Genomic DNA, 26,240 nt, shown 5'->3' on the forward strand with positions numbered 1-26,240 from the left:
ATGTCCATAGCGGGTGACTGACAATGACCAGGGATAATCTTAAAACCATGTTATTTGTGCCGGCTTTGAGACCGGAACGGATAGCAAAAGCTCTGGCCAGCGGCGCTGGCGCAGTCATTGTGGATCTGGAGGATTCGGTGCACGAAAGTGCCAAGGAAGCGGCACGGCAAGCCCTGGAAGATTTTCTAAATCTGCACGAGGGCGCCGGCATTTACGTTCGGATCAATGCCCGTGGCACGGCATTTTTTGATGAAGATCTGGCGCTTTGCAACCGGCACGATAAGGTCATCGGCATCATGTTGCCCAGAGCGGAGTCGGCAGAAGACATTTCAATCGTCGCAGAAACAGGAAAGCCTGTTATGCCACTGATCGAGACGGCCAGAGGTCTGGTCGCCATCCACGACATCGCGGCCTCACCCGCAGTATACCGGTTGAGCTACGGAGGGCTCGATCTCAGCGAGGACCTGGGCATTGAAGGCAACACCGCCGGCGCCGAGACTATACTGGATCAGTGCCGGTATCAGATACTGGTAAGCTCGCGGGTCGCCGCGCTATTGCCCCCCATTGATACGGTGTTCCCGGTTTTTGACGATTATCAGGCGGTTCTCGCTCGCGCCCGCAGGGCACGTAATATGGGGTTCTCCGGAATGTTGTGCATACACCCCAAGCAGCTCAGCCCGGTTCAGTCCGGCTTTGCACCCGACGCGGAGCAGGTGGAGTGGGCACTGAAGGTTCTCGCGGCAGCGGAATCCGGCGAGGGGGCGTTCAAGGTTGACGGCCAGATGGTGGATGCCCCGGTGATCGCGATGGCAAGAACCATTATCGAACGGTCTGAGGATCACCATTAGCATTCCATGAATGGCTGACAGGAGCACTGATATGACTTCCGGATCCGGCAAGTACTGGCCCAAAGGGCTGCCTGAGACGCTCGACGTACCGAAAACCAGTCTCTATTACAATCTCGAAGTTGCGGCCAAACGGTATCCGTCCAAGCCTGCCATCGTGTTTTACGGGTTCACGCTGACCTACGGTGAATTTCTTGAACAGGTCGAGTCGATGGCGGGCTACCTGCAACAGGCATGCGGCGTCAAACCCGGCGACCGGGTAGCGCTCTATTCCCAGAATTGCCCCCAGTTCATGATCGGTTACTACGCAATCCTGCGGGCCCAGGCGGTGGTGGTGCCGGTCAATCCAATGAACCTGGAAGACGAACTACGGTACTGCGTAGCTGACAGCGGCGCCAGAACACTGCTTGCAGCCCAGGAGCTGAACGAGTACGCCTGCCCGCTGCTGAACGCAGGGGATATTGATCATCTCATTCTGCATGCCTATTCGGACTATCTGCCCACCCGATTGGATATGCAGGTGCCTGCTGCGGTGAGTGCGCCGAGGCTGGCCCTTGGTGATACGAAGCTCACCCTCTGGCAGGATGCGCTGGCGCGTGAGCTGGCTCCGGCAGCCTTCGATGGCAAATGCGATGACCTCAGCGTAATTGCCTACACCTCTGGGACCACGGGCCAGCCGAAAGGCTGCGTGCATAGCCATGTCACCGTGATGGCCTCGGTTGCTGCATCCACCGTATGGCGAGGTGGTTCGCCTGCCTTCTCGTGCCTCGCAATTGCGCCCCTGTTTCATTTTCTTGGCATGCAGGGCGGCATGAATGTCCCGATCTATAACGGCTCCACTGTGATCGTCATGCAACGCTGGGACCGTGAAGCAGCCCTGCTGCTGGTCGAGCGCTACCGGGTGAATATGTGGAGCGCGCCGCCGTCGATGATTGTCGATTTCTTCTCCAATCCCGCCCTGGGCGATCATGACATTTCCAGTCTGTTCCGGCTAATGGGCGGTGGTGCCGCCATGCCCGAAGCGATTTCGCGCAAGCTCAAGGAGGAGTTCGGCATCTCCTACAACGAAGCTTACGGGCTGACTGAAACCGCGGCCTTTATCCTCGGCAATCCCGTTGAGCGTGGTAAGCGGCAATGCCTAGGCATCGCCAGTTTCGGTGTCGATGCGCGGATCGTTGATCCGGCAATCCTGGAGGAGATGCCTGAAGGCGAAACGGGGGAAATTATCCTCCACGGTCCGCAGGTGATGCTGGAGTACTGGGGTAACCCGGAGGCTAACGCCAAGACTTTTCTGGAACGGGATGGCAAGCGTTTCCTCAGGACGGGTGATCTCGGCTACATGGATGTGGAAGGCTATATTTTCATGGTCGACCGCCTCAAACGGATGATCAACGCTTCGGGCTTCAAGGTCTGGCCGGCGGAAGTAGAAAGCATCATGTACGGGCACCCTGACATTCAGGAAGCCTGCGTGATTGGCGTGCCTGATGAGAAAAGAGGAGAAACGGCCAATGCGCTGGTGGTATTGAAAGCAGACGCCAGCAGCGCCGTGAGCGGCGAAGACATCCTGGCCTGGTGTAAGCAGAAGATGGCCGCTTACAAGGTACCGACCGCGGTCGAACTCGTGGACCAACTGCCCAAATCCGCGTCGGGTAAAATCATGTGGCTGGAACTGCAACAACAGGCGCGGAAGCGTTTCCGAGAGTAGTGTTCAAGTCAGGTGAGCAACCAGAATCTCATTGAATCTGTTAGGACACTCCACCGCGGGGACATGGCCGGTCTGGGGAAGAATGAGGGGTGCGGAGGCTCCGCAGAGCCGTGCCAGCTCTTCCAGCAGGACGGGCGGCGTAGCGATATCGTCCGTGCCCCCTATGAGCAGCAGCGGGGTGCTGAGGTTTCCCAGCGTTGCCCGGAAGTCGCACGTCGCCAGCATTTCGCATAGCAGCGCATAACTCCGGGCGTCGCCGCGCCCCATGCTAGTGCGCCAGCCCTCCACCAGAGCCGGCTGCTGATCGCAAATGCCAGGACCGAACCAGCGTGGCACGATCTCAGCCGCCATGGTGGCCAGGCCAAGCGTCATTACTCTCTCCGAGCGGGTATTCCAGGCCTCTGCTGTGCCAATAACGGCACCGGTGTTGGTGAGCGTGGCGGAGATCAGTCTGGTTGGATGCTGGCTGACAAGTTGCTGGCCAATCACACCGCCAATCGATGTGCCGACAAAATGAAAGGCCTCCTCCCCAGCGATCGCTGCCAGTGCAAGGGCCTCCGTGGCCAGATCCTCCGCGGTGATCTGGCAGGAGTCATCTGTCCAGGCTGAGCTGGCGCCGTGCCCTGGCAGGTCCCAGGTCAGCACCCGGAACTTCCCCAGCAGAGCCGGCAACATGTCGTCCCATACGCCCTGGGTCATGCCCAGGGGATGGGCCATGACCAGCAGTGGCCTAGTGTTGATTCCAAGCAGCCGGTAGCAGACTGTACGACCGCAGTGTTTCAGAAATGCCACGTACTCTCCTCACCTCGGATTCCCTACCTATAGTAGGTTACATTGCAGAGATGTTTCTGCAGATTGAGACTTCGGCTTGCTAAAAGCCATGTTTAACTTCGTAGAGATTGCAGGATGGACTGGCATTTTAGGATGTCTGAGAAGTGCCTTGCCCGGATTTCGAGGATTTGCGTTGAAAATGAGTTATCGTTGGAAATAAATTGATCAAGCAGTTGCCTCCCATGCCCTCGCTCTCAGAGACAGCCTACAAAGCCATTTTCGAAACCGCGCCGATAGGCGACGTCGTGCTGTCCATGGACTTCATCATTCTCGATGTCAACAGAACGTTTCTGAAGTCTGCGGGCCGGCAATGGAGAGACCTGGTCGGGCGGTCAATATTCGATGTTTTTCCGGAAAATCCAGGTGATCCCGAGGATACGGGTGTGGCGGCTCTGCGTAAGTCTCTGGCCCGGGTGGTTGCCACGGGCGAGCCCGACACCCTGGCGTTGCAGCGGTACCCTATCCCTATAAAGAATCCGGACGGCACGGAATATTTTGAAGAGAGGTTCTGGAGCGTCGTCAACACTCCCTTCTATGACCGGGCGGGCAACTTAGCCGGCATCTCCCACAGCAGTATGGATGTGACTGATCTGGTCAGGATGGAGGGCTTGCCGGAGTCAACCGAACCTGAAAAGCAGCTGGCCGAAGCCAATATGTTTACCCGGACCCAGGCGCTGCAGCAGGTGAAGGAGGCACTGGAGGAGGAGCGCGAACGGTTGCGTCATCTGTTTGAGCGCGCCCCTGGTTTCGTGTACTTCACCGAGGGTGAGCAGCACGTTGTCGTTCAGGCGAACGAGGCCTTTCATGAACTGACGGGCTGGCGGGAAGTGATCGGCAAATCTGTAGAGGAAGCCTTTCCGGATATTGCCGGCCAGGGTTTTTACGAACTTCATAATGAGGTGTACCGCACTGGCCAGCCTTACGTCGGCAGCGCCATACCGGTGGTGTTCCGACAACTGCCGTTCCAGCCGCCTTCCGAGCGCATCGTCGACATTGTTTACCAGCCTATTGTCGACGCCAGTGGCACCGTGGTCGGGATCTGCGGGCAGGGCAACGATATTACCGAAAAGCGACTCATGGAAGCTGAACTGCGGGCCAGCGAGGAACGCTGGAAGCTTGCCCTGGAAGCTTCCGGCGGCGGCATGTGGGAGTGGAACCCGCAAACCCGTGACGTCAGGTTTTCCCATACCTGGAGGGATATGCTGGGTTACTCGAAAGATGAAGTTGAAGAGTCGTTCGATGCTTGGCAGCGTATGGTCTACCCGAAAGATCTGAAAAGGGTGCTCAAGGATCTGGATCAGCTGATTCGGGCTGAGAGCCAGACGTTCTCCAGCGAGTACCGTATACGACGCCAGGACGGAGGCTGGATGTGGGTTCTGGCCCGTGGAGCGGTTGTAGGGCGCGACCTTGCCGGCAGGCCAACCCGGGTCATCGGCACCAATATCGATATTTCAGAGAGCAAACAGTCGGAGCGGAAAATCTGGCTCCAGGCAAACTTTGATGCCCTGACCGGCCTGCCCAACCGGCGGCTGTTCCGGGACCGGCTTGAACAGGCGACCAAAAAAGCGCGCCGTGGCGGCCATTCCCTGGCTTTACTGTTTATCGATCTCGACCGCTTCAAGGAGGTGAATGACCTGTTGGGTCACGATGCCGGTGATCTCCTGCTGGCGGATGCTTCCCGGCGTATCAGTGCCTGCATGCGGGAATCGGATACGGTCGCACGTCTGGGTGGCGACGAATTTACCACCATCCTGACGCCAATTGGTGAACACGCCCATATAGAAGAGATCGCCTGCAAGATCATAGAGGCACTTTCGGCGCCGTTCCGGGTGGGGCAGGATGTCGTGCACATTTCGGCCAGTATCGGCATCACGCTCTTTCCCCAGGACGCCTCCGAGCCTTCTGAACTCATCCGCAATGCCGACCAGGCCATGTATTTTGCTAAGAAGGCTGGCCGCGACCAGTTCAGGTACTTCACCCGATCCATGCAGGAGCAGGCCCAGGCACGCCTGGGCCTAGGGCGGGACCTGCGCCGGGCGCTGGCTGAAAACGAGTTCAGGGTTGTCTACCAGCCTGTCATCGACCTTTCCAGCGGCCGTATCGTGAAGGCTGAAGCGCTTATACGCTGGCATCATCCCTCGTTGGGACTGGTGGCGCCGGCAGATTTTATCCCTCTGGCCGAGGAGTTGGGCCTGATCCAGGAAATCGGAGACTGGGTATTCAAGCAGGCGGTAGCCTGCTCAAAGGCCTGGAGCAGGATGGCGCAGGAAACCTTCGAAATCAGCGTCAACCGCTCACCGGTGCAGTTCATGTCGAAGTCCAGCAACGTCAACTGGCCGCGCTACCTGATGGATTCGGGACTCTCGGGCGATAATATCTCTGTGGAGATTACCGAGAGCATGTTGATTGATGCCTCTCCCGACATGTTCCAGACCCTTCTGGAATACCGTGACGCCGGAATCCAGGTTGCCCTTGACGACTTCGGCACAGGTTATTCATCGCTGGCCTATCTCAAGAAATTCGATATCGACTATCTCAAGATCGACCGGTCCTTCGTGCGTGACATGGTAACCAACGACACCAGCAGGGCCATAGCCAGATCGACCATTGTCATGGCCCACGAACTGGGTCTGAAAGTGATCGCTGAAGGCATCGAAACCCAGGACCAGATGGAATTACTGGCCGCCGATGGCTGTGATTATGGCCAGGGTTTTCTGTTCTCGGAACCCGTCCCGCCCGAGAAGTTTGAGCGCCTTTTAGTAACGGATTGGGCCACACTGGTAATCTAGAAGTGCTTTGAGCATGCCCTGGCTCACTTTCTTCAGCTGATCAATAAGCCTGCAGCATTTCCGAACAACCCAATGGCGGCGGCCACGTCGGAGACCGAGCTTTATTTTAAGCTGTGGCAGCCTTTCCAGGGCGAAAATCAGCTCAGTACATTTCTTGTCCACTTCCATACCCTCTGCTAGCTTTAAGTAAGTCAGCCACAACTGATAACAACAGAACGGCTCGACCTTCCAGCCAGGAAACGGAGAGCCTCCGAATAGGTTTATCTGACAAAGGAAAGCGCCATGCAGGATCTGAAAGGGAAAACCGCCATTGTCACTGGTGCTTCAAGGGGAATTGGACGAGAAATTGCCCTTCTGCTTGCCAAACGCGGTGCTGACGTCGCGATCAATTATGTGTCACGTGAAGCTGACGCCAACGCTGTTGCCAAGGAAATCGAAAACCTGGGCTCGCGGGCCTTGACTATCAAGGCCGATCTTTCGCAGATGGAGGCAGGACGTGAATTGATACGCAAGGTGCAAAGTGAATGGGGTCATATAGACATCTTGGTCAATAATGCTGGCATTACCCGCGACAAAGCCATGAAGAATCTCACCGACGCCGACTGGACCGAAGTCCTCGACACCAACCTGGGGAGTGTTTACGCCACCTGTTCAGAGGTGCTGCCGATCATGATGGGCCAGAAGTATGGCCGCATCGTTAACATCACGTCCTTCGTCGGACAGGCCGGCAACTTTGGCCAGGCGAATTATGCGGCCAGCAAAGGCGGCATAATAGCATTCACTAAAACGCTGGCGCTGGAGATGGCCCGCCACAACATCACCGTCAATGCGATAGCGCCCGGCTTTACCGAGACTGAAATGCTTGCCCAGGTTCCGGAAGAGATCCGCCAGAAGATAATGTCACGTGTTCCCATGGGGCGCTTTGGCCTGCCTGAGGAAATTGCGAAAGCGGTGGTATTCATAGCGGCTGAGGGCGACTACATCACCGGTCAGCAGATCAACGTCAACGGTGGCGTTTACATGTAGTTTCAGGAGGAGGTCTCTTCCTGTGGCGGATCAGATGGCGGCAGGGAGGGACGGTCTCGACCCTCTGATTTCCCTCGGGCGCTGCTGCTATCTGACCGATAGCGCCCCTGATCGACCCGAAGTCCCGGTGAACATATACCTGCAGCACGGTTTGCTGGTCAGCCTGGTTCGCGATGTCTGGCGCGGAATAACTCAGGCCGGGCCAACGCAAAGCCAATCTCAATGGAGGGATGGTTATGCAGCAGGAGATTCAGAAATATCCCGCGAGCTGGCGGATACTGCACTGGGTCATGGCGGTTATGGTCCTGACGCTGATACCCATTGGGCTCTGGATGGCTTCAAGGGCAGAGGCTGATATATGGGGGGACCTGACTGATACCCTTTACAGCTGGCATAAGGCTATTGGCTTTAGTGTTCTGTTGTTGATGATTCTGCGGATCCTGGTGAAAATCCGGATGAAGAGCCCTCCGTACCCGGATCACCTGCCGCGACAGCTGCAAATCGCGGCCAAGAGCCTTCATTTCGTAATGTACATATTTCTGGTGGTGACACCCTTGTTCGGCTGGGCCGGCGTGACAGCGTATCCTGCTCTGGTCACACTGGGCGGTTATCATCTGCCGGCAATGCCGTTCGTGCCAGAAGACAAGGAGCTGGCCAACCTCCTGTTCAACATACACGGGTGGCTTGCCATAACCCTGGCTGTACTGATCGTCGGCCATATCGGGGCAGCTTTCCGCCATATGCTCCGTAAAGACGGTATCGTCCGCCGGATGGTTTAGACCAAACCAGTCAGGCTGCAATCAGAAGGACTTCATTTATGGCAGCATGCGGGCCAGGTTGCGATCGCATTGGAGAACGTCGGCTTGGTACAGAAACAAGGGAGACGACATGTTTGCTGCCATTAATGACCGAATGAACAGCAGTCTGGGCCTGCTCCGGTCCTTTGTTATCTATCGGCGCCCGGGGCGCCAGACGGCTTTACGCCGGCTCTACAGTGAATTTGTCCGGCCCGGGGATCTGGTCTTCGATATCGGGGCTCATCTGGGCGACCGAAGCTCTGCCTTTGCTGCGCTTGGAGCCCGGGTGATTGCCGTGGAGCCGCAGCCCGTTCTGCTGCGCTGGCTGCAGCGGCTGACCCGCCATCGGGCCGGAATTCTTTGTCTGCCATTGGCGGTGGGACGGGCCCCGGGCACCGCGGAACTGGCGCTGAGCCTGCGCAACCCCACGGTGGCCTCGCTGGACAGTAGCTGGCGCGAACACCAGCGCACCACCAATCCCGGTTTCCGGCATGTGCGCTGGCAGGATTCGGTCACAGTGACGGTCACTACCCTGGACGAGCTGATACGAGAATACGGCCGGCCCAGCTTCTGCAAAATAGATGTGGAGGGCTTTGAGGTGGAAGTGCTTGCAGGGCTCAGCCAACCGCTGCCGGCCCTGTCCTTCGAATTTGTGAATGGCAGCCTGGATCAGGCGGAGACTTGCCTTGACGAACTGGCACGGCTGGGCCATTACCAGTTCAACGTTATAGCCGGCGAGCAACGGCGTTTCATCTGGCCCGCCTGGCGGGATTCAGACTCACTCAGGCAATGGCTGGAGGCGGGAGCTGACGGTATAGCATCGGGCGATATCTATTGCCGGTTCGCCAACTCTCTCGCAGGCAACTCTGCACCAGCCAACTAAAAGTCGTCCTGTCGCCGGCGCCAAAGTTCGTCAGAATAATCCTGCACACAGCTGACGCGTTCTAGGCTTCCATTTCTTCCGCCAGCGGCTCGAACTCAAACCGCAACGCTTCAAGACACTGACGATACCGTTCCTTGATCTCCTGGTGTGTGTCTGCCCCAAGATAAACCGTACCGATGTGATAGGAGTAGCTATCCTGATTCGGCAGATCACTCAGGCGGTCCCCGGGCGCGATATCAAGCATGACGGCCATGCCGGGAAAACGCTCCCGCAATTCGTCCAGTTCCTTCTGGCTGGGTACGCGTTTGACGATCGCATCTTCATGGGTATGGGGAATCATACATTTGGCGGCAACCGGGAATTGGCCCTGCCGGTTAGCCATGGATGGCCGCTGACCCAGGGCAATATCGATGGCCACCTCATGATTGGACATGCCGTCGACCATAATGAACATCTCGCTGTGTGACTGGGAGATGCGGGTATTGAACTCCAGCAGCCAGAGCTGATCGCGGTCTTCATCCCACATGAATTCAGCATTGAAACAGCCGTTGTCATACCCGATATGTTCAAGGAACCGTTTACAGGCGTCGATCATACGACGCTGCACCCGTTCGGGCAGGCCTGAGGGATATTCCAGCCGGTCGTACAACACGGAACCGTTGTCTGCGGGCTGGTCGAATATGCCATGCACGTTGAATTCGCCCTGGAATACCGTGCCCTCGGGGGCGCCCTGAACGCCCTTGATAATCTGCTCGGCGATACAGGTGTTGCCATGGGCATCACAGATTTCAGGCGGCAGGTCGGCGTGTTCAAGTGCTTCATTGAAGGGATCACCAAAGTGGTGGATTGCCGCGCGTATCTCCTTTATCGCCTCATAGAACTGCTCTGCACTCTCGATTTTGAAACCAAGCTGGGACGAGAATGCCTTGACGGGCTTGAGCCAAAAAGGGTAATCGAGAGTGACCTGGCCCAGGGGGTCGGCAGCGAACGGATCCACCGAGCAGAACTCTGGAACGAACTCCGGGATCACTTTCCGCTGCTCCAGCCGGCTCCAATACTTGTGCTCGCACTTGAGTACGCTTTCGAGGGACGGCGACGGAATCCGATGCTCTTTGCAGAGAATCGGTACCAGTACACTGGTCGGAAAATCCCAATGGGCGATGATAGCGTCCACGCAGCCGTTGGCGCCCACCTTCTGATTCAGCTCCTGCCTGGCCTCGTCCAGTAGCTGGTTGAAAGAGAACGAATCCGGCTCAACCAGTGACTTCACATCCAGCAGATTATGGAAGGACAGCGCATCAGTATGGCGTAGCGTATTCAGTTCCTCACGTTGCTGCTCTAGTAGCGCGGGTATGAAGATGTTCTTGCTCATAGTGACTCCGTGTCATTTGAATATTGCCCAGACGCGCTGATCAGAAGGCCACGTACTTCCCAAGCTCGATATGTTCTTCGCCGTTAATCCTAGAGCTCGCGACCTTACGCCCCCCTTTCTGCCGGGTTATTAAGTGGCAATGACCCGGCACCTCCTCTGGCCATGACCCCTAGGCGTATACACTGCTCGCCACCTGGGCCAGAACCGGCCGCTTGAAATAGCGGTCCCCCTAACCACGGAGAACACGCTTCAGGTCATAAGTCAGCAACTGGAGCCGGATTCATCTATACTCTGGACCAAGTTATCGTCCAAAAAAGGCCGTACCTCTCTTCTTGCTTGATTCTGCGACACCTAGCAGCGTTCCGTGAGCCTACCCGCAGTAGCACCATCGTCACCGTGCTGCTTACTGGTGTGATTGTTCATGAAAACTAGCCTCCGTACTGACCGACCCGCCACCGGCTCGGCGCACAAAGCCATCACCGAATCACAGCGTCGAATCGCCCGAATCAAGACGGGCGCCTTGCAGGACGCCATCTTCAACAGTGCCTATTTCTCCAGCATTGCGACCGACGAAAAAGGTGTGATCCAGATTTTCAACGTGGGGGCGGAGCACATGCTGGGCTTTGCCACTGCCGAAGTTGTAAACCGAATCACGCCGGCCGATATTTCGGACCCCCAGGAACTCATCGCCCGCGCCGATGCTCTGAGCCGGGAATTGGGGGAGCGGATTTCACCCGGGTTCGAGGCGCTCGTATTCAAGGCCTCCCGTGGCATCGAAGACATTTACGAGCTGACTTATGTGCGCAAGGACGGCAGCCGCTTTCCCGCGATGGTGTCGGTAACAGCCCTGCGAGATCCTGATGAAAACATCATCGGCTATCTGTTGATCGGTACGGATAACACCGCGCGCCAGCATTGGGAGCGCACCCTGCAGGAAAAAACGCCGAACTGGAACAAGCCAGCACGACGAAATCCGAATTCCTGGCAACCATGTCCCACGAGCTGCGCACGCCCCTTAACGCCATCATCGGTTTTTCTGAGGCGCTCAAGGACGGACTGGTGGGCGATATTTCAGAAAATCAGCTCGAGTACATCAGTGATATTTTTACCAGCGGCCAGCACCTGCTGTCGCTGATCAATGACATTCTGGATCTGTCGAAAGTTGAGGCCGGCATGATGGCGCTCGAACTCGAGCCGGTTGATATTGATTCGCTGCTGTCGAACAGTCTGTCGATCGTCAAGGAAAAGGCCGCGGCCCGGAATATCAGCCTTGAACTCGACATCGGTAAAGACCTGGGTGTGCCACATCTCGACATGCGCAAGACCAAGCAGATCGTCTACAACCTGCTGTCGAACGCCGTCAAGTTCAGCCCCGGTAACGGAAGGGTGGTTCTGGGTGCCAAAAGGGTGGGGCGTGCCAGCGTTGGTAAGTTGGCGGGCTTGTGGCCCACTCAGGACTTTGATCTGGCCAACAGCGACTATCAGGATTTCCTCGAAATCTGCGTCAGCGATAGCGGAATCGGTATTTCCGTCGCCAACATGGGCAAGCTGTTTCAGGCTTTCAGCCAGATTGATACCCGCCTGGCACGCGAGTTCGAAGGTACCGGCCTGGGCCTTGCCATGGTCAAGCAGCTCGCCGAACTGCACGGTGGTACGGTGGCAGTGGCCAGTGCTGAGGGGCAGGGTGCACATTTTGCCGCATGGCTGCCGCTTCGCGTCAACGCAACCGATGACACCAGGGATGAACTTGAGAGTATTGCCGGCGCGCCATCAGGCCAAGCCACAAAGCGTGTGGCTCTGGTGGTGGAGTCGGATAAACGGGCCGCCGCCCTGCTGCGCATGTTGCTGGAAAACGAGGGCTTTTCCGTGTTGCACGCCGCGACTGCCGAAGCTGCGCTGGAACTGGCGCCGAAACAACTACTGAGCCTGATTACACTGGATCTGGTTCTCCCCGGCATGGACGGTTGGGAGTTCCTGCTGCGTATCAGCGAAAGCAAGGATCTGGCGCGGGTGCCGGTGGTGGTCATCGCGGGGGAGGCCGACACAAACATGGCGCTGGCCGGCGGCGCCTCCGTGATCATGCAAAAGCCCATCAGTCGGACTCACCTGCAAACCTCCCTGTACGGTCTGGGTCTGCAGCCCAGTGAACAGAAAACCCACACCATCCTGGTGGTGGACGATGATCCCAAGGCCGTCGAAGTGATTGCGGCCTTCCTGCCCACTCCAGCTTACGCGGTTGTGCGTGCCTATGGTGGGGCAGAAGCCATCACGCTAGCACAGCGGCTGCAGCCGGATCTGATCCTGCTCGACCTGATGATGCCGCGGGTCAGTGGCTTCGATGTGGTCGAGGCACTCCAGCACAATCCGGCAACGTCAAAGATAGCCATTCTTGTGGTAACCGCCAAGTCGATTACGGCGATGGACCGTTCGGCGTTGAGCAACAACCCGGATCAGGTCATCAATATCGTGGAAAAATCAGTCTTCAGTCAGGTACGTTTTATCGCCGAAGTCCGGCGCGCCCTGCAGCCTCCTCATTAAAGGAACCCCCATGGCCAGAATACTTCTCGTGGAAGATAACTCGGCTAACACAAAGCTGGCCCTGCTGCTCTTGCACCGAGTGGGTCACGAGGTGCAGTGCGCCGTCGATGCCGAAACCGGCATTGCTATGGTACGCGCGGATAAACCGGACCTGATACTGATGGATATCCAGCTGCCCGGAATGGATGGGCTTTCCGCGACCGCACTACTCAAGGGGGACCCCGACACCGCCCACATCCCGATTATCGCGCTGACGGCAATGGCGATGAAATCGGACAAGGATAAAAGCGAACTTGCCGGCTGCGACGGCTATATCGCCAAGCCCCTGCGCTACCAGGAGTTGTACGAACTTATCGATACGCTGCTGGCCAGACCCAATGGGCGCAGTCGATGAAACGGTTGTGCATTAATCGGAGATCACCGTGACCAGTACTGTTGCCGCCGCTGCCACTGCAGAACGCGCCACCGCTGGCGCCACCATCCTCATTGTTGATGATGAACCACAGAACCGCAGACTGTTGAATGCACTGCTCCTGCCGGAGGGTTACCGAACAGTCATGGCCGCCAGTGGTGAGGAGGCCCTGGGCGTAGTCGCACAGAATGAACCTGACCTGATTCTACTGGATATCATGATGCCGGGCATGGACGGCTATGCGGTTGCCAAGACGCTCAAGGCCAATGAGCTGACCTGGAATATCCCGATCATCATGCTGACCGCGCAGATTGACCGGCAGGCCCGTTTGGCGGGCTTGAGCGCCGGCGCAGAAGAGTTCCTGACCAAACCAGTGGACCGCGCCGAACTCTGGTTGCGTGTGCGGAACCTGTTGCGGCTGAAGACGATCGGCGACTTTTTGATTCACCACAGCTTGATGCTGGAGCAACAGGTGCAGGCGCGCACCGCAACCCTGCAGCGATTCCAGAGCGCCATGGATGCGACTGCTGATGCGATTTTCCTGATCGATCATGCCAGCCGGCGCTTTATCGAAGTCAACGCGACAGCGTGCAAGCTGTTCGGCTACTCACGGGAAGAGTTTTTCAAGCTCAACCCCGCCGAACTCAGTTCCATTACACAGCATCAGTTGGCGTGTGAACTGGATGCAATCGTTGCCAGAGGTGCGGCAGGCTCTCACAAAGAGCTGTTCGCTACGCGCAGGGATGGCTCCCGGGTACTGGTGGAAATGCACCGGCACGCCATACGTTCGGGCGATACTGTGGTCGTTGTCGGGGTGTTGCGTGATATCACCGAACGCAGGCAGGTCGAGCAGCGCATGTACCAACTGGCCCACTACGATACAGTGACCGGCCTGCCCAACCGCATGCTGTTCTATGAAACGCTTACGCGGACGCTGGTAGTGGCAGCCGATAAAGCCATCACCGTGGCCATCATGTTTATTGATCTGGATCATTTCAAGAACATAAACGACACCATCGGTCATGCAGCGGGCGATGAGTTGCTAAGCCAGTTCAGTGCACGGCTGGTGCAATGCGTGCGCGTGCGGGATACGGTCGGGCGTCTGGGCGGCGATGAATTTGCCGTGATTCTCCTGCTGCCGAACGGACCGCAGGGCGCCCCCCTGGTCGCCGCCAAGATTCGTGATACCTTGTTCGCCCCTTTCAGCCTTCAGGGGCACGAGATGACCGTGACGGCGAGCATCGGCATTACGCTTTATCCCGATGATGCCGAGAATGCCGAAACGCTTATCAAGTACGCTGATACGGCGATGTACCAGGCCAAGCATGCGGGGCGCGATACGTTCCGGTTTTTTACCGCCCAGATGAATGCCGAAATGATGGCCCGGCTCGAACTCGAGAAAGCCCTGCGCCAAGCCCTGCAGAATGAGGAGTTTGTGCTGTACTACCAGCCCAAAGTCCAGTTCAGTAGTGGTCGTATAGTAGGCTTGGAGGCCTTGCTGCGCTGGCAGAGGCCAGGCCATGGACTGGTGTCGCCGAGCGAGTTCATCCCGATACTGGAAGAAACCGGCATGATCGTCAGGGTCGGTAACTGGGTGATTGCCAGCGCCTGCAGGCAGCTCGGAACCTGGCTGCGCGCCGGTGTCGACCCGGTGCAGATGGCGGTGAACGTGGCCGGTCGCCAGTTCGTGGAAGGCGATCTGGAGGCAGAGGTACGCGCGGGTTTGAGCAACAACGGCATCACCGGCGAGCTGCTCGAGCTGGAACTGACTGAAAGCTCGCTTATGGCAGATACCGAATGTACCGTTAATACGCTCAAAAACATCAAGCAGTTGGGCGTGCAGATTTCCATTGACGATTTCGGTACCGGCTATTCAAGCCTGACCTATTTGCGCCGCTTTCCCATCGATAAACTGAAGATCGATATCGCCTTTATTCGCAACATTACCAGCGTTCCCGATGACGCCGCCATCGCGTTGGCGATCATTTCCATGGCCCATAGTCTGAAAATGGAAGTGGTTGCGGAGGGCGTCGAAACGGTCGCCCAGCTGGATTATCTTCGGGTCCATCACTGCGATCAGTTTCAGGGCTTTTATTTTGGCCCGCCACTGCCCGCGGCAGAAATAGAGACAATACTGCGCGAACAGAAATACTCTCCTGTTTCATTGAGTGTGAGGACCCCTGAGACTAATTGTCTATGACGATCATCCTGTCAGCAGCAGGCAAGATGGTAACGTGACCTCGGTCAGGCGAGCCATCCTGGCCAATGGCTGCGCTGCAAAAGCCAAATCAAAAATAATGTCTGACTGCATGGTTCGGCCACAGATTCAACCTATATATGACGTATACTCCCTGCCAAATTTCAAGGGAGTTGGGCAATGGCATTTCTAGTTTTCGTGACCGTGCTCTGGGCATTTTCCTTCAGCCTGATCGGTGAGTTCCTGGCGGGGCAGGTCGATAGCGACTTCGCAGTCCTCAGCCGCGTGGTGCTGGCCGGGCTGGCGTTTCTGCCGCTCACGCGCTGGCGCGGCGTGCGCAACGAGCTCAAGTTGGGCGTGACGGTCGTCGGTGCTCTCCAGTTCGGTATAACCTATTTGTGCCTCTACAGATCCTTCAGTTACCTGAGCGTACCGGAAGTCCTGCTGTTCACTATTTTCACGCCGCTCTACATCACCCTGATTGATGACCTGCTCAAGGGCCGGTTCTCGCCTGTTGCCCTGGCAGCCGCAGCGCTCGCAACACTGGGGGCGGGCATCATCCGCTACGATGGCCTGAGCGCCGATTTCCTCACCGGCTTTTTGCTGCTGCAGGTGGCGAACCTGACGTTTGCGGCGGGCCAGATTGGTTACAAGCACCTGATACAGCGCTACCCGACGGAGATGCCCCTGTACCGGTTCTTCGGCTACTTTTACGCCGGCGCTTTGATGATCGCCCTACCGTCCTTCCTGATCTTTGGCGATATTGGCCGGCTGCCTGCCACGGGGGTCCAGTGGGGCGTGCTGGCCTGGCTGGGGCTGGCGGCGTCGGGGCTGGGACTGTTTCTGTGGAACCGCGGTGCATGCCTGGTCGATGCCGGCACCCTGGCGGTGATGAACAATGCCCTGGTACCGGCCGGCTTGCTGGTTAACCTGCTGATCTGGAACCAGGACGCCGATCTCCTGCGTTTGCTCATCGGTGGGGCCGTCATTCTGTTGTCGCTCTGGCTCAATGCCCGTTTCTCCCGCTACGCGGTCTGGGCTCGGGCACCGGGGCTATAGGTTTTAACGACGGGGTAAGAGCCACGGTGTCTCGTCCAGACGCCCTGCGGTGCCAGCCAAGCGATTGCCCGCCGTGTTCAAGGGCCATGACAAGAATAACGAGCCAAACTGCCACCCGCCCTGAAAGGCCCTTGGCTGCGCATCAGGCTGGTAGACGGAACCTTACCAATCGCGCAGCCATCGTCGTTTCAGGGTGCCCGGCCTGAGATATGTTGGTGCTTAGGCTGCCAGCCGTTACAAAATCGCACTGAAGTTCCCGGGATTCATGCCGATAACCTGTATAACTTATTCTGTAAATAGATATCTCCTTCACTAGAGGTCAGACCCAATGCCGGCATGGTTATCCTGGGGACGTTCAAAAGCAGCACCAGCGGAAGTTGGTAACTCGGGCCAAGACAGTGTCGACACACAATCGCCAGCGTCCATCGCAGCCCGCCTTTCAGAACTGCTCACCGATGTGTCAGAACCATTTGTCACAATGGACGACCGGCACAACCTGTTGTTGATGAATGAGTCTATGCGCAAGCGATTCGACATCGGCTACAAATTGGTTGCGGGTCAGGCTGCGGCTTCAGTGCTCGGGGCTGATTTTGCGGAAAAGCTGGCCGTGGGGGGAGACCATAGCCTGACGGACGGTCGTGGCCGTGAATGGCGGTGTCGGGTTACCAGGCTTGGGAGCGTGCTCGATGGCCAGCGCTACCAGACCCTGATTCTTAACGATCTTTCCGACTTGCCCCAGCCGGATCCGGAAGACCAGTTGCTGGCCGCGGCTGCGAGGGTAACTGAAAACGCCGTGGTGATCACTGACCCTGATGGCAAGGTTGTTTTTGTGAACCAGGGGTTCGAAAAACTGGCCGGATATCGGCTTGAAGAAGTCAAGGGGACCAAGCCGGGGGAGCGGCTCCAGGGCCCTGACACCAGCGAGGAAACCCGGCGCCGGATCCGCCAGCATCTGGATGCCCGTAAACCGTTCTATGATGAAATCCTGAACTATCACAAAAACGGCGAACCCTACTGGATTTCGCTCGCCATCAACCCCATTTTCGATAAGACCGGCAAACTGACGAACTTTGTTGCGCTGGAAGCCGACGTTACTACGACAAAGGAAAACGGGCTTGCCAATGCCCGTCGTTTTGAGGCGATCGGCCGTGCCGCCGCGATAGTTGAATGGAGCCGCGACGGCCAGCTGATTGCAGCCAATGACTACCTGGTTGAAAAGCTGGGGTTCGGCAGTGAGCAGGAGCTGCTGTCACGCCGGTGGACGCTCCCACAGTTAGCCGGTAGCGACAACTTCAAGCAGATTCTTGCGGGGCACGACCAGAAAAACATTGTGCAAGTGGATACCAGGACAGGCGAGCCGGTCTGGCTGGAAATGTCGTCCTGTGCCATCCGGAACGTCGCGAACGAAGTCCGCCTGGTTGTTTCCTACGGAATCGACATCACTGATAAGCGCCTTGCGGCTCAGGTGACCAACAAGGAAATGGGTGAGGTGCTGGAATCCAGTAAGGAGATCAGCAACATTATCAAAGTCATCAACGCAATTGCTGACCAGACCAATCTGCTTGCGCTGAATGCCGCCATCGAGGCAGCTCGAGCCGGAGAGTCCGGCCGGGGCTTCGCGGTGGTTGCCGACGAGGTGCGTAAACTGGCGAAGCGCTCGAGTGATTCGGCCGGCGAAATAAGCGACCTAGTGGCTGCCTCCAACCAGCGCATTGAGCGTTTATCGGAATCCCTCAGCAATCTGAATGAGTAATAGCAACCCGTGGGTTTCAGGGCGGCCGGCTGGGATGGCAGCCGCCTTGCGAACCTGGATTCCCTACTTGTGAGTGCTTTTCAGAACGAGATGTTAGCGCCTGAAAAGTCGGTCTGCTTCTTAGACGAGATCGCTTTTTTCCACTCTTCTTCCTGTCCAGGGGTTGGCAGAAATCGGCCAAACTCGATCATCTGGGCGGGAGGAATTTCCTGCAGGTAAATCCAGATGTCTTCGGGGGTTATCCCGGCAATTTTACTGAGCTGTTCGAGTACGTCATTCATCAGGTCCTGTTTGGTATCCGTACTGCGTCCACTCCGGATAAAACCTGAAACGAAAATATAAGGACTGCTATTCGCGGCACCGCCGATGAAGTGATCACCTTCATCAACTGAAGAAAAGAAGACCTGGGCGAGGAAGCCGGGCGCTCCAGTTTGGGCGCTATGGGCCGTTGTTATGGCTCTCGCTATTTGTAATTTCTGCTCTTGCGACAGTGTCAGGTTGGCGCTCGTGACTCTATAAGTCGGCATAAAAGCCTCCTTCATGACAAACGGATGCGGTAACGCAGGACCCCGGCATCCTCTTCCCGAATCCATTCAATCCTGTGACCGGTCAGCTCGCACAATAACTGCAGGTCCCGGCGGCCGCTGGGGTCATCGGCCAGAAACTCGACCTGTGTACCGCTGGGCAGATTCTGAATGCGTTTTTTCAACCGCAAAATGGGAAGAGGGCACACCAGACCGACGGCGTCGATCTGATGCACCTCTTGGTCCACCTCTTGATGTGCCTCGGTCTGATCAGTCAAGCCGCACGTTCTCGCTGCTGTATTGCTCGGCGGAAGACCACCCAAACTGGTCGAGCACTATCGGGGCGCAGAAAGCGATCACTAAGGCTGCAGCAAATGCAGCAATCATAGCCTTCACGATGATTCTCCTTTGCGCTGTTTGGCCTGAACCTCGTCCACCCAAAGATCATGGTGCTGGCGGGCCCATTCCAGATCAACCTGCCCGTTACCCATGGCATCGTAAGCACCTTCCATACCGACCGTACCGATATAAATGTGTGCGATGATGGCCACCATCATCAGGAACGCCACGATCGAGTGCCAGATATTGGCATACTGCATCTCCTCGTGAGGCGCCAGGGCTGTCGGTAAATCCGTGCCAAGAATGCTGTTGATGAAGCCAAAGGTGTCAGCAAACATGGGCATCTGAAACGGAAACAGCAGTGACAGGCCCGACAATGAGACTGAAAAGCCCAGTATCATTACCGTCCAGAAAACAATTTTCTGGCCGGCGTTGAACTTCTTGGCCGAAGGATGGGCATTGCCAATGATGCCGCCTCCCGACTTGATCCAATGCCAATCCAGTTTGTTGGGAATGTTGTGTGCCACCCACATGACGAACGTCATCACCAGACCCAGCATGAAGGCCCACGCCACGTTGTTGTGAAGCCACTTGGAGCCGATAGCCAGAGGCGAAAAGGCTTCTTGCCCGATAACAGGGATCAGGAAACTGCGGCCCATAAGAGTGAGCAGTCCCGTCAGGGCCAATACAATGAACGAACCGGCCAACAGCCAGTGACCAAATCGCTCGACGGCCTTGAACCGTTCAATCTTGGTACCTGCAGGGCCGCCGTCGATCCTGATCTTGCCGCGAATAAAGTAGAACACCGCGAGCAGTATGATTATGGCCAGGATTGCACCACCGCCATAGGTGATGACCGGTCCCTCCCGCAGCTTATACCAGGGCATGCCCCCGTCCTGGATCAGTACGTCGACCGCAGGTCCCCGCACCTGAGTGCTGGGATCAATCTCGTTGTAGCGAACGGCTCGCCAGATGTCAGGATCAGAGCGCCCTCCAAGGGTGCCCAGTGGCTCACTGATCCCAGCCGCATTGGCGGGATCACCCAGGTTTTCAGAGCGGAAGGAGTCGTCAACTTCCAACTGCTTCTGACGAGCCATGATGTCTTCCAGGGTCTGGGCGCCCCCGGTTCTTGCCCGATCAACCTCGGGGGCATCCTGTGCCCACCCCGGGTTGAAAAGCAGTGTCGCCAGTACAAAGACGGCGGCACCGAATGTTTTACAGTTCATGAGAGCACTCCAGCGGAATGAACAAAGAGAATCCGTTGCTCAAAGAATTCCGGGGCACCAAGGCCCCGGATCCATCAAGTGGGCTTAAGCGCCCTTCTTCTCGTAAGCTGTGCCCCATCCCCAGGCGCCTGAACCGAAACCACGGTTCACGACACGCTGGCGATAGATGTCTGCCACGTCATTGCCATCACCGGCCAACAGCGCTTTAGTCGAGCACATTTCCGCACAGATCGGCAGCTTGCCCTCCGCAATACGGTTGCGACCGTATTTGTTGAACTCGGCCGTCGAATTGTCTTCTTCAGGACCACCTGCACAGAACGTGCATTTGTCCATCTTGCCACGGCTGCCGAAGTTGCCCGCCTGGGGGAACTGGGGCGCGCCGAAGGGGCAGGCGTAAAAACAATACCCACAACCGATACAAAGATCCTTGGAGTGCAGAACTATGCCGTCTTCGGTCTGATAGAAGCAGTCTGTCGGACAGACGGCCATACAGGGCGCATCCGAACAGTGCATGCAAGCTACCGAGATCGACCGCTCGCCAGGTTTACCATCTTCGATGGTCACCACTCGCCGACGGTTGATGCCCCAGGGGACCTCATGCTCATTCTTACAGGCCGTAACGCAGGCATTACATTCAATGCAGCGCTCGGCATCGCAAAGAAACTTTGCTCGTGCTTGTCCTTCAAGTGCCATGTCGTACACCTCTTATTGTTATGCCGGCGCGATCGAACACAGGGTGCATTTGGTCTCTTGCATCTGCGTGACCGAGTCATACCCGTATGTCTGAACCGTGTTGGTGGATTCACCCAGGACAATCGGATCAGCGCCCTTGGGATACTTGTCTCTCAGGTCCTTGCCCTCCAGGTGCCCGCCGAAATGGAAAGGCATGAAAGCCACGCCTTCGCCAACACGCTCGGTTACCATCGCTTTCACCTTGATGCGTCCGCCCTCCGGGCCGGAAACCCAGACGTCGTTGCCATCGCGGAGATTCAGGTTATTGGCATCGCGCGGATTCACCTCGATGAACATGTCCTGCTGCAGCTCTGCAAGCCAGGGGTTTGACCGGGTCTCATCACCGCCACCCTCGTATTCCACCAGGCGCCCTGAGGTCAGGATGATGGGGAATTCCTTGCTGAAGTCCTTCTTCTGAATGGACTCGTACAGGGTCGGCACACGCCAGAAGTGCTTGTCTTCATAGGTGGGGTAATCTTCCACCAGATCACGGCGGCTGGTGTACAGCGGTTCGCGGTGCAGCGGAACGGGGTCCGGGAAGTTCCAGACAACGCAACGAGCCTTGGCGTTACCGAAGGGCGCACACTCGTGCTTGATGGCAACACGCTGGATACCGCCTGAAAGGTCGGTCTTCCAGTTGGTCTCGGGGCCTGCAACTGCTTCAATACTGGCACGCTCGTCGGCCGTAAGGTCGCCATCCCAGCCCAGGTCCATCAGCATCTGCATGGTGAACTCGGGGTAGCCGTCCTTGATGTCCGAGTTTTTCGAATAGACGCCTTCGGCCAGCAGGTTTTCGCCGTCCCGCTCGACACCAAAACGGGCCCGGAAGGTGAGACCCCCCTCGGAAACCGGTAGGGACATATCGTACAGGTTCGGTGTTCCCGGATGGTTCATTTCGGCGGTGCCCCAACTCGGCCAGGGCAGGCCGTAGATATCGCCATCGCAGGGGCCGCCAACGGCACGCAGGGTGGTCTTGTCAAAGTGGTGCTGGTTCGCCATGTGTTTTTTCAGGCGTTCAGGAGACTGGCCGGTATAGCCGATGGTCCACATGCCACGGTTGAATTCGCGAGTGATGTCCTCAATCACCGGCTCGTCGCCTTCAATCCCAATGTTGCGGAACATGCGATCGGTAAAACCGAATTTGTCTGCAAACAGCTTCATGATTTCATGATCGACTTTTGAGTCGAACATGGGCTCGATGACTTTCTCTCGCCACTGGAGTGACCGGTTGGATGCGGTGACTGACCCGGACGTTTCGAACTGGGTGGTCGCGGGCAACAGGTAGGCGCCGTCCTTGCGGTCGTGCAACACGGCTGAGACAGTCGGGAATGGGTCGACGACCACCAGAATGTCCAGCTTTTCCATGGCTTCTTTCATTTCAAGCATACGGGTCTGCGAGTTAGGCGCGTGGCCCCACAGAACCATAGCTCGGGTGTTGTCAGGCTGGTCGAGGTTTTCCTTGGCTTCCAGAACGCCATCAATCCAGCGTGATACGGGGATGCCCTTCTCGTTCATCATGGCTTTGGACTTGCCATTTTTGTCCATGGTGACAAAGCGTCCCTTCAGGTAATCCAGGTCCTCTTCCCAGACTCGTGCCCAGTGGGCCCAAGAGCCAGCTGCAAGGCCATAGTAGCCAGGCAGGGTATCGGCAAGGACGCCCAGGTCGGTGGCACCCTGAACGTTATCGTGGCCTCGGAAGATGTTGGTGCCGCCGCCGGGTACGCCCATGTTGCCCAGCGCCAGCTGCAACACGCAGTATGCCCGGGTATTGTTATTACCATTGGTGTGCTGGGTGCCGCCCATGCACCAGATGACGGTACCCGGGCGGTTGTTGGCCAGGGTACGGGCGACGCGTTCGAGTTGCTTACCGGGAACACCGGTAACACGCTCAACCTCTTCAGGGTCCCAGCGTTTCACCTCTTCGCGAATCTCGTCCATGCCGTACACGCGGGTACGGATGAATTCTTTGTCTTCCCAGCCGTTTTCAAAGATGTGCCACAGCAGGCCCCACATGAGCGCAACGTCGGAACCCGGACGCAAACGCACAAACTCATCAGCATGAGCCGCGGTGCGCGTGAAACGTGGATCACAAACGATGAGTGGGGCGTTGTTCTGTTCTTTGGCTTTCAGAATGTGCAGCAGCGACACCGGATGCGCTTCCGCGGGGTTGCCGCCGATCAGGAAGATCGCCTTGGAATTATGGATGTCGTTATACGAGTTGGTCATTGCGCCGTAGCCCCAGGTGTTGGCTACGCCGGCGACCGTCGTTGAGTGACAGATCCTGGCCTGGTGATCGACGTTGTTGGTGCCCCAATAAGCGGCAAACTTCCGGAACAGGTAAGCACCCTCATTGGAAAACTTCGCGCTTCCCAGCCAGTAGACCGAGTCAGGGCCGCTTTCTTCGCGGATCTGCAGCATTTTGTCGCCGATCTCGTTGATCGCCTGTTCCCAAGAGATCTTTTCCCACTGGCCGCCAACCATTTTCATCGGGTACTTCAGCCGGCGTTCACCGTGCCCATGCTCTCGCACTGAGGCGCCCTTGGCGCAGTGAGCACCCATATTGAAGGGGCTGTCCCAGCCAGGTTCCTGACCAGTCCATACACCATTCTGAACTTCAGCCTCGACCGTGCAGCCGACTGAGCAGTGCGTACACACTGACTTTTTAGTAACGACTTCGCCACCCTCTTTTGAGGGGGTCGCAGCCTGGATGCGTGTAGATGGCAGCGATAAAGCCGCCAGGCCGCCCACCGCAACGCCAGAGGCCGACAGAAAGCCCCGTCGGTTCATGGTCGTTGTCGCGAGGGATGAAAGTAAAGATCCAGCACGGGAGCCTTTCGCTACCCCGTTGGTTTTCTTCCTCAACATGTCTCGTACCTCTCTCTTGTTGTTATTCTCGTCTTGCTGAACCTGTGGTCATCCAAGAGCCTTTCGCAACCTTGGATGACTCACGCTTGTTCAGAAGCGAGCCGATTCCAGATACTTGCGAGTGTGCTCAGTGTCACGTAGGCCACTGCTCTTAGGTACATCTTTAACAACGACCTCAGCAGCAACGTTCGGAGCAACGGCCACCGCAACGGCAGCGGGAACTGCTGTTGCTGCCATCTGCAAGAAACGACGACGGCCGTTATCGCGCTGTTGGTTGTCCATGGGACATCTCCACCTGGGTTAAGGGATCACGCAGATCCCGTTTATTGAAGTGCAAACGCCTCGGCCTCTACAGCCATGAAAGCCCGACCCAACGAGCCCACAGGGGCGTAGAAAATCGCGGTTTGCGCTTGTTCCAAATCGGTAAAAAACAGCACCGCCCACTTTGCCAGGTGCGCGTCAAAAAAAGCTTTCTGCGACTCCAGATCACTGTCGCACTCGAACTCACCGGTAATGAGGCCCGCCATGACTTCACAGAGCGTGCCGATATGATCCTCAGGCTCCTTGACGTCATCACTGACTTTAATGCCCCTGCCGATGAGATCGCCCCGCAAATTCGCCAGGGGCTTCTCGTTCAGAAAGCCGGTCAGGTAATAGCTGGCGTAGGGAAGCAGTTCGCCGCGGCCAACTCCGATAAAGAGGTTGTTGTATTCCCGTTTGGCATCGACAGGTGAGGTGCGTTCGGCCACAGCGGCCAGGGTCTGAGAGGCAGATCCCATAGGAGTGTCGCTACCCTGCAGGGACGCCAGGCCGTGAAGCAGTTCCTTCGACGGCGGGCTGCCGAGCAAGGCGCCTAGCAACTGGTACATTTGGGCACGGGCGCGATCTTCGTCGGTGATCGAGCGAGGGCACTGAATTTCAGCGGTGTTGGCCAAATCTTTGTCCTTTGTGTTGTTGTCTGTAAATCTCGACATTAATTCTTGCACACCTGTTCAATATTTATACGCCTAATCAGGTGAGGGAGCAATGAGACTTCCAACCATCGCTGATAGCGAAAAACTAATGATCAAAACGCATCCGGGGACGATAGCGTGGCACTGATTCCGGCTCAGCTTCAGCCTGTGCCACCACCCGATCCGCGGGATGAGCTGGAGCTGTCGGCTCAACAGCGGTTTCCGGCTCTGGTTTCCCGGCGACTGTTTCTGGAGCAGCAGATTCTGCATCTTCGGCCTGCTCCTGAATCTGATCCACGCCCTGCTCATCAGCTGTCTCAGCAATTTTCGGGGTTCTGTCAAAACCCTGGCCTACCTTATATAGAGTCTGTACGCCGTCGGCCATCGTCGCAGCGTTGGTGAAATCCTCATCGTAGTCATTGAGGCCATCCAGCACCGCCAGCACCGGATTGGATTTCCAGAGCGAGCGCAGGGCCCTGCGACGAAGGAGTTCAGGGATTTCTTTTCGCAGGAAACCGGTGATGTCGGTGCCCAATTCGATGGCATCCGGGTCAGGCAGACCATACTTTTCCAGCACCTCCCGATCAGGCAGGGCTTCATTGATGGCGAGCGCCTGCTCTTCGGGGGAGGGCTCGGCCTCGATGGGCGGAGCGGGGGGAAGCTCCGATTCTTTGCTGGCGCCCATTTTCTTGCGCGACCAGCGCTGTAAGCGGGACTCAGCCATCAGTGCACTCCCGGCTTTTTAATGTTGGAGGGTGCCCGGTAGACGTCGCTCTGCTGACGGATACGGGCATCGCCTTTGCCCTCCTCGGAGCCATCAACGCTGATTTCGTCACGACGGCGTTTCTTGAAGGGCTCTTCGATGTAGTGCATGTCGACAAATTCCTTTATCCAGGCCGCCAGGGACTCGGGAATTGGAACAGCTTCGACGATACTTTCACCGCTGTCGAGAGAATCCAGCGCCTCATGGGCATTGGCGGTAATGGCGCTGACAACCCAGCCGGAAGGAGACCGGCGGGTCTGATCTTTATCCATTACAACCCAGACGGAGGGAACGGTCATATTCAGGGAAACGAGATACCCTTCTACATCGGAGCGAAATAATTCCATTGCGACGGTGCCGGCGTGATAATCAACCACCTCACCTTCGCGGACCAGTTCTTTCCAGAACGCCTCCGGTGCCCCCGCGATAACAGCAACCGGCTTCCAGATGTCTCTCGCCCATTGGGTCACGCCGGGTGACCGGCGAACGACGGCACCGATTTGTAGCTCGCGTTTCCAACTTTCTATACGACGACTCATGGCATCTCTCTTTTCCTATAAAGCTAGCAGAGCACGGACACTTATCCAATTATCCAATTGTAGAGGGACAAACCGATGTGGCATTCTGAACT

The 26,240-nt window shown here is 57.0% G+C and carries 22 protein-coding genes and 2 pseudogenes; 12 read left to right on the forward strand and 12 right to left on the reverse strand.

Features of this window, described 5'->3' with window-relative positions:
• Nucleotides 1–23 precede the first annotated feature (23 nt).
• Together G7W63_RS18905 and G7W63_RS18910 are read left to right on the forward strand one after the other, a co-directional pair.
• Nucleotides 24–848 carry an HpcH/HpaI aldolase/citrate lyase family protein gene (locus tag G7W63_RS18905; RefSeq protein WP_166262048.1) on the forward strand — a complete coding sequence of 275 codons (825 nt, stop codon included), beginning with the start codon at nucleotides 24–26 and terminating at the stop codon, nucleotides 846–848.
• Between the two features lie 31 nt (nucleotides 849–879).
• Complete coding sequence (locus G7W63_RS18910) at nucleotides 880–2,550, forward strand: long-chain-fatty-acid--CoA ligase (protein ID WP_166262050.1); 1,671 nt, start codon at nucleotides 880–882, stop codon at nucleotides 2,548–2,550.
• Nucleotides 2,551–2,553: 3 nt separating this feature from the next.
• Here the strand turns inward: G7W63_RS18910 and G7W63_RS18915 are convergent, their stop codons facing one another.
• Nucleotides 2,554–3,342 carry an alpha/beta fold hydrolase gene (locus tag G7W63_RS18915; RefSeq protein ID WP_166262052.1) on the reverse strand — a complete coding sequence of 263 codons (789 nt, stop codon included), beginning with the start codon at nucleotides 3,340–3,342 and terminating at the stop codon, nucleotides 2,554–2,556.
• A 200-nt stretch (nucleotides 3,343–3,542) separates the two neighbouring features.
• Between G7W63_RS18915 and G7W63_RS18920 the strand changes: the two genes are divergently transcribed.
• The 4 genes from G7W63_RS18920 to G7W63_RS18935 all read left to right on the forward strand — a co-directional run bounded on the left by G7W63_RS18920 (nucleotide 3,543) and on the right by G7W63_RS18935 (nucleotide 8,876).
• Nucleotides 3,543–6,170 carry a sensor domain-containing protein gene (locus G7W63_RS18920; protein WP_166262054.1) on the forward strand — a complete coding sequence of 876 codons (2,628 nt, stop codon included), beginning with the start codon at nucleotides 3,543–3,545 and terminating at the stop codon, nucleotides 6,168–6,170.
• 282 nt (nucleotides 6,171–6,452) lie between these two features.
• Nucleotides 6,453–7,196: a 3-oxoacyl-[acyl-carrier-protein] reductase gene (fabG, locus tag G7W63_RS18925; protein WP_166262056.1), complete on the forward strand. Its 744-nt coding sequence runs from the start codon at nucleotides 6,453–6,455 to the stop codon at nucleotides 7,194–7,196.
• A gap of 236 nt (nucleotides 7,197–7,432) precedes the next feature.
• The gene (locus tag G7W63_RS18930) at nucleotides 7,433–7,975 is read left to right on the forward strand and encodes a cytochrome b (RefSeq protein ID WP_166262058.1); all 543 of its coding nucleotides are present in this window, start codon (nucleotides 7,433–7,435) and stop codon (nucleotides 7,973–7,975) included.
• A 109-nt stretch (nucleotides 7,976–8,084) separates the two neighbouring features.
• On the forward strand, nucleotides 8,085–8,876 hold the full coding sequence (locus tag G7W63_RS18935) for an FkbM family methyltransferase (RefSeq protein WP_166262060.1): 792 nt from the start codon (nucleotides 8,085–8,087) through the stop codon (nucleotides 8,874–8,876).
• 61 nt (nucleotides 8,877–8,937) lie between these two features.
• Here G7W63_RS18935 and G7W63_RS18940 read toward each other — a convergent pair whose 3' ends face one another.
• Nucleotides 8,938–10,248, reverse strand: coding sequence for an ATP-grasp domain-containing protein (locus G7W63_RS18940; protein ID WP_166262062.1), 1,311 nt, complete (start codon nucleotides 10,246–10,248; stop codon nucleotides 8,938–8,940).
• A 421-nt stretch (nucleotides 10,249–10,669) separates the two neighbouring features.
• Between G7W63_RS18940 and G7W63_RS20070 the strand changes: the two are divergent.
• The 6 genes and pseudogenes from G7W63_RS20070 to G7W63_RS20080 all read left to right on the forward strand — a co-directional run.
• Nucleotides 10,670–11,988 (forward strand): annotated as a pseudogene (locus G7W63_RS20070) (sensor histidine kinase); the annotation flags it as partial.
• Nucleotides 11,989–12,057: 69 nt separating this feature from the next.
• A pseudogene (locus tag G7W63_RS20075) lies at nucleotides 12,058–12,786 on the forward strand (response regulator); the annotation flags it as partial.
• A 10-nt stretch (nucleotides 12,787–12,796) separates the two neighbouring features.
• Nucleotides 12,797–13,180 carry a response regulator gene (locus G7W63_RS18955; RefSeq protein ID WP_166262064.1) on the forward strand — a complete coding sequence of 128 codons (384 nt, stop codon included), beginning with the start codon at nucleotides 12,797–12,799 and terminating at the stop codon, nucleotides 13,178–13,180.
• A 28-nt stretch (nucleotides 13,181–13,208) separates the two neighbouring features.
• On the forward strand, nucleotides 13,209–15,398 hold the full coding sequence (locus G7W63_RS18960; RefSeq protein ID WP_207309004.1) for a putative bifunctional diguanylate cyclase/phosphodiesterase: 2,190 nt from the start codon (nucleotides 13,209–13,211) through the stop codon (nucleotides 15,396–15,398).
• A gap of 177 nt (nucleotides 15,399–15,575) precedes the next feature.
• Nucleotides 15,576–16,454: a carboxylate/amino acid/amine transporter gene (locus tag G7W63_RS18965; RefSeq protein WP_166262066.1), complete on the forward strand. Its 879-nt coding sequence runs from the start codon at nucleotides 15,576–15,578 to the stop codon at nucleotides 16,452–16,454.
• Nucleotides 16,455–16,782: 328 nt separating this feature from the next.
• Nucleotides 16,783–18,207: a methyl-accepting chemotaxis protein gene (locus G7W63_RS20080; protein WP_166262068.1), complete on the forward strand. Its 1,425-nt coding sequence runs from the start codon at nucleotides 16,783–16,785 to the stop codon at nucleotides 18,205–18,207.
• 80 nt (nucleotides 18,208–18,287) lie between these two features.
• Here the strand turns inward: G7W63_RS20080 and G7W63_RS18975 are convergent, their stop codons facing one another.
• The 10 genes from G7W63_RS18975 to G7W63_RS19015 form a co-directional block, all read right to left on the reverse strand.
• On the reverse strand, nucleotides 18,288–18,734 hold the full coding sequence (locus tag G7W63_RS18975; RefSeq protein ID WP_166262070.1) for a tautomerase family protein: 447 nt from the start codon (nucleotides 18,732–18,734) through the stop codon (nucleotides 18,288–18,290).
• 11 nt (nucleotides 18,735–18,745) lie between these two features.
• Nucleotides 18,746–19,009 carry a sulfurtransferase TusA family protein gene (locus G7W63_RS18980; RefSeq protein ID WP_166262072.1) on the reverse strand — a complete coding sequence of 88 codons (264 nt, stop codon included), beginning with the start codon at nucleotides 19,007–19,009 and terminating at the stop codon, nucleotides 18,746–18,748.
• Nucleotides 19,002–19,127 carry a hypothetical protein gene (locus G7W63_RS20150; protein WP_278185439.1) on the reverse strand — a complete coding sequence of 42 codons (126 nt, stop codon included), beginning with the start codon at nucleotides 19,125–19,127 and terminating at the stop codon, nucleotides 19,002–19,004. Before G7W63_RS20150 ends, G7W63_RS18980 begins: the two co-directional genes overlap by 8 nt.
• A complete protein-coding gene (locus G7W63_RS18985) occupies nucleotides 19,124–20,296 on the reverse strand; it encodes a formate dehydrogenase subunit gamma (protein WP_166262074.1) in 1,173 nt (390 codons plus the stop codon). Before G7W63_RS18985 ends, G7W63_RS20150 begins: the two co-directional genes overlap by 4 nt.
• An 84-nt stretch (nucleotides 20,297–20,380) precedes the next feature.
• Nucleotides 20,381–20,989, reverse strand: coding sequence for a formate dehydrogenase FDH3 subunit beta (gene fdh3B / locus G7W63_RS18990; RefSeq protein WP_150994113.1), 609 nt, complete (start codon nucleotides 20,987–20,989; stop codon nucleotides 20,381–20,383).
• 18 nt (nucleotides 20,990–21,007) lie between these two features.
• Nucleotides 21,008–23,893, reverse strand: coding sequence for a formate dehydrogenase subunit alpha (locus G7W63_RS18995; RefSeq protein WP_166262076.1), 2,886 nt, complete (start codon nucleotides 23,891–23,893; stop codon nucleotides 21,008–21,010).
• 90 nt (nucleotides 23,894–23,983) lie between these two features.
• The gene (locus G7W63_RS19000; protein WP_166262078.1) at nucleotides 23,984–24,175 is read right to left on the reverse strand and encodes a hypothetical protein; all 192 of its coding nucleotides are present in this window, start codon (nucleotides 24,173–24,175) and stop codon (nucleotides 23,984–23,986) included.
• Between the two features lie 41 nt (nucleotides 24,176–24,216).
• Nucleotides 24,217–24,828, reverse strand: coding sequence for a TorD/DmsD family molecular chaperone (locus tag G7W63_RS19005; RefSeq protein WP_166262080.1), 612 nt, complete (start codon nucleotides 24,826–24,828; stop codon nucleotides 24,217–24,219).
• A 124-nt stretch (nucleotides 24,829–24,952) separates the two neighbouring features.
• Entirely contained in the window at nucleotides 24,953–25,570 is a 618-nt protein-coding gene (locus G7W63_RS19010; RefSeq protein ID WP_166262082.1) for a DUF3306 domain-containing protein, read from the reverse strand.
• Nucleotides 25,570–26,148: a DUF3305 domain-containing protein gene (locus G7W63_RS19015; protein ID WP_166262084.1), complete on the reverse strand. Its 579-nt coding sequence runs from the start codon at nucleotides 26,146–26,148 to the stop codon at nucleotides 25,570–25,572. The genes G7W63_RS19010 and G7W63_RS19015 overlap by 1 nt, the downstream gene beginning before the upstream one ends.
• Between the last annotated feature and the right edge of the window lie 92 nt (nucleotides 26,149–26,240).

The sequence above is a fragment of the Marinobacter salicampi genome (assembly GCF_011074795.1).
GTDB lineage: Bacteria > Pseudomonadota > Gammaproteobacteria > Pseudomonadales > Oleiphilaceae > Marinobacter > Marinobacter salicampi.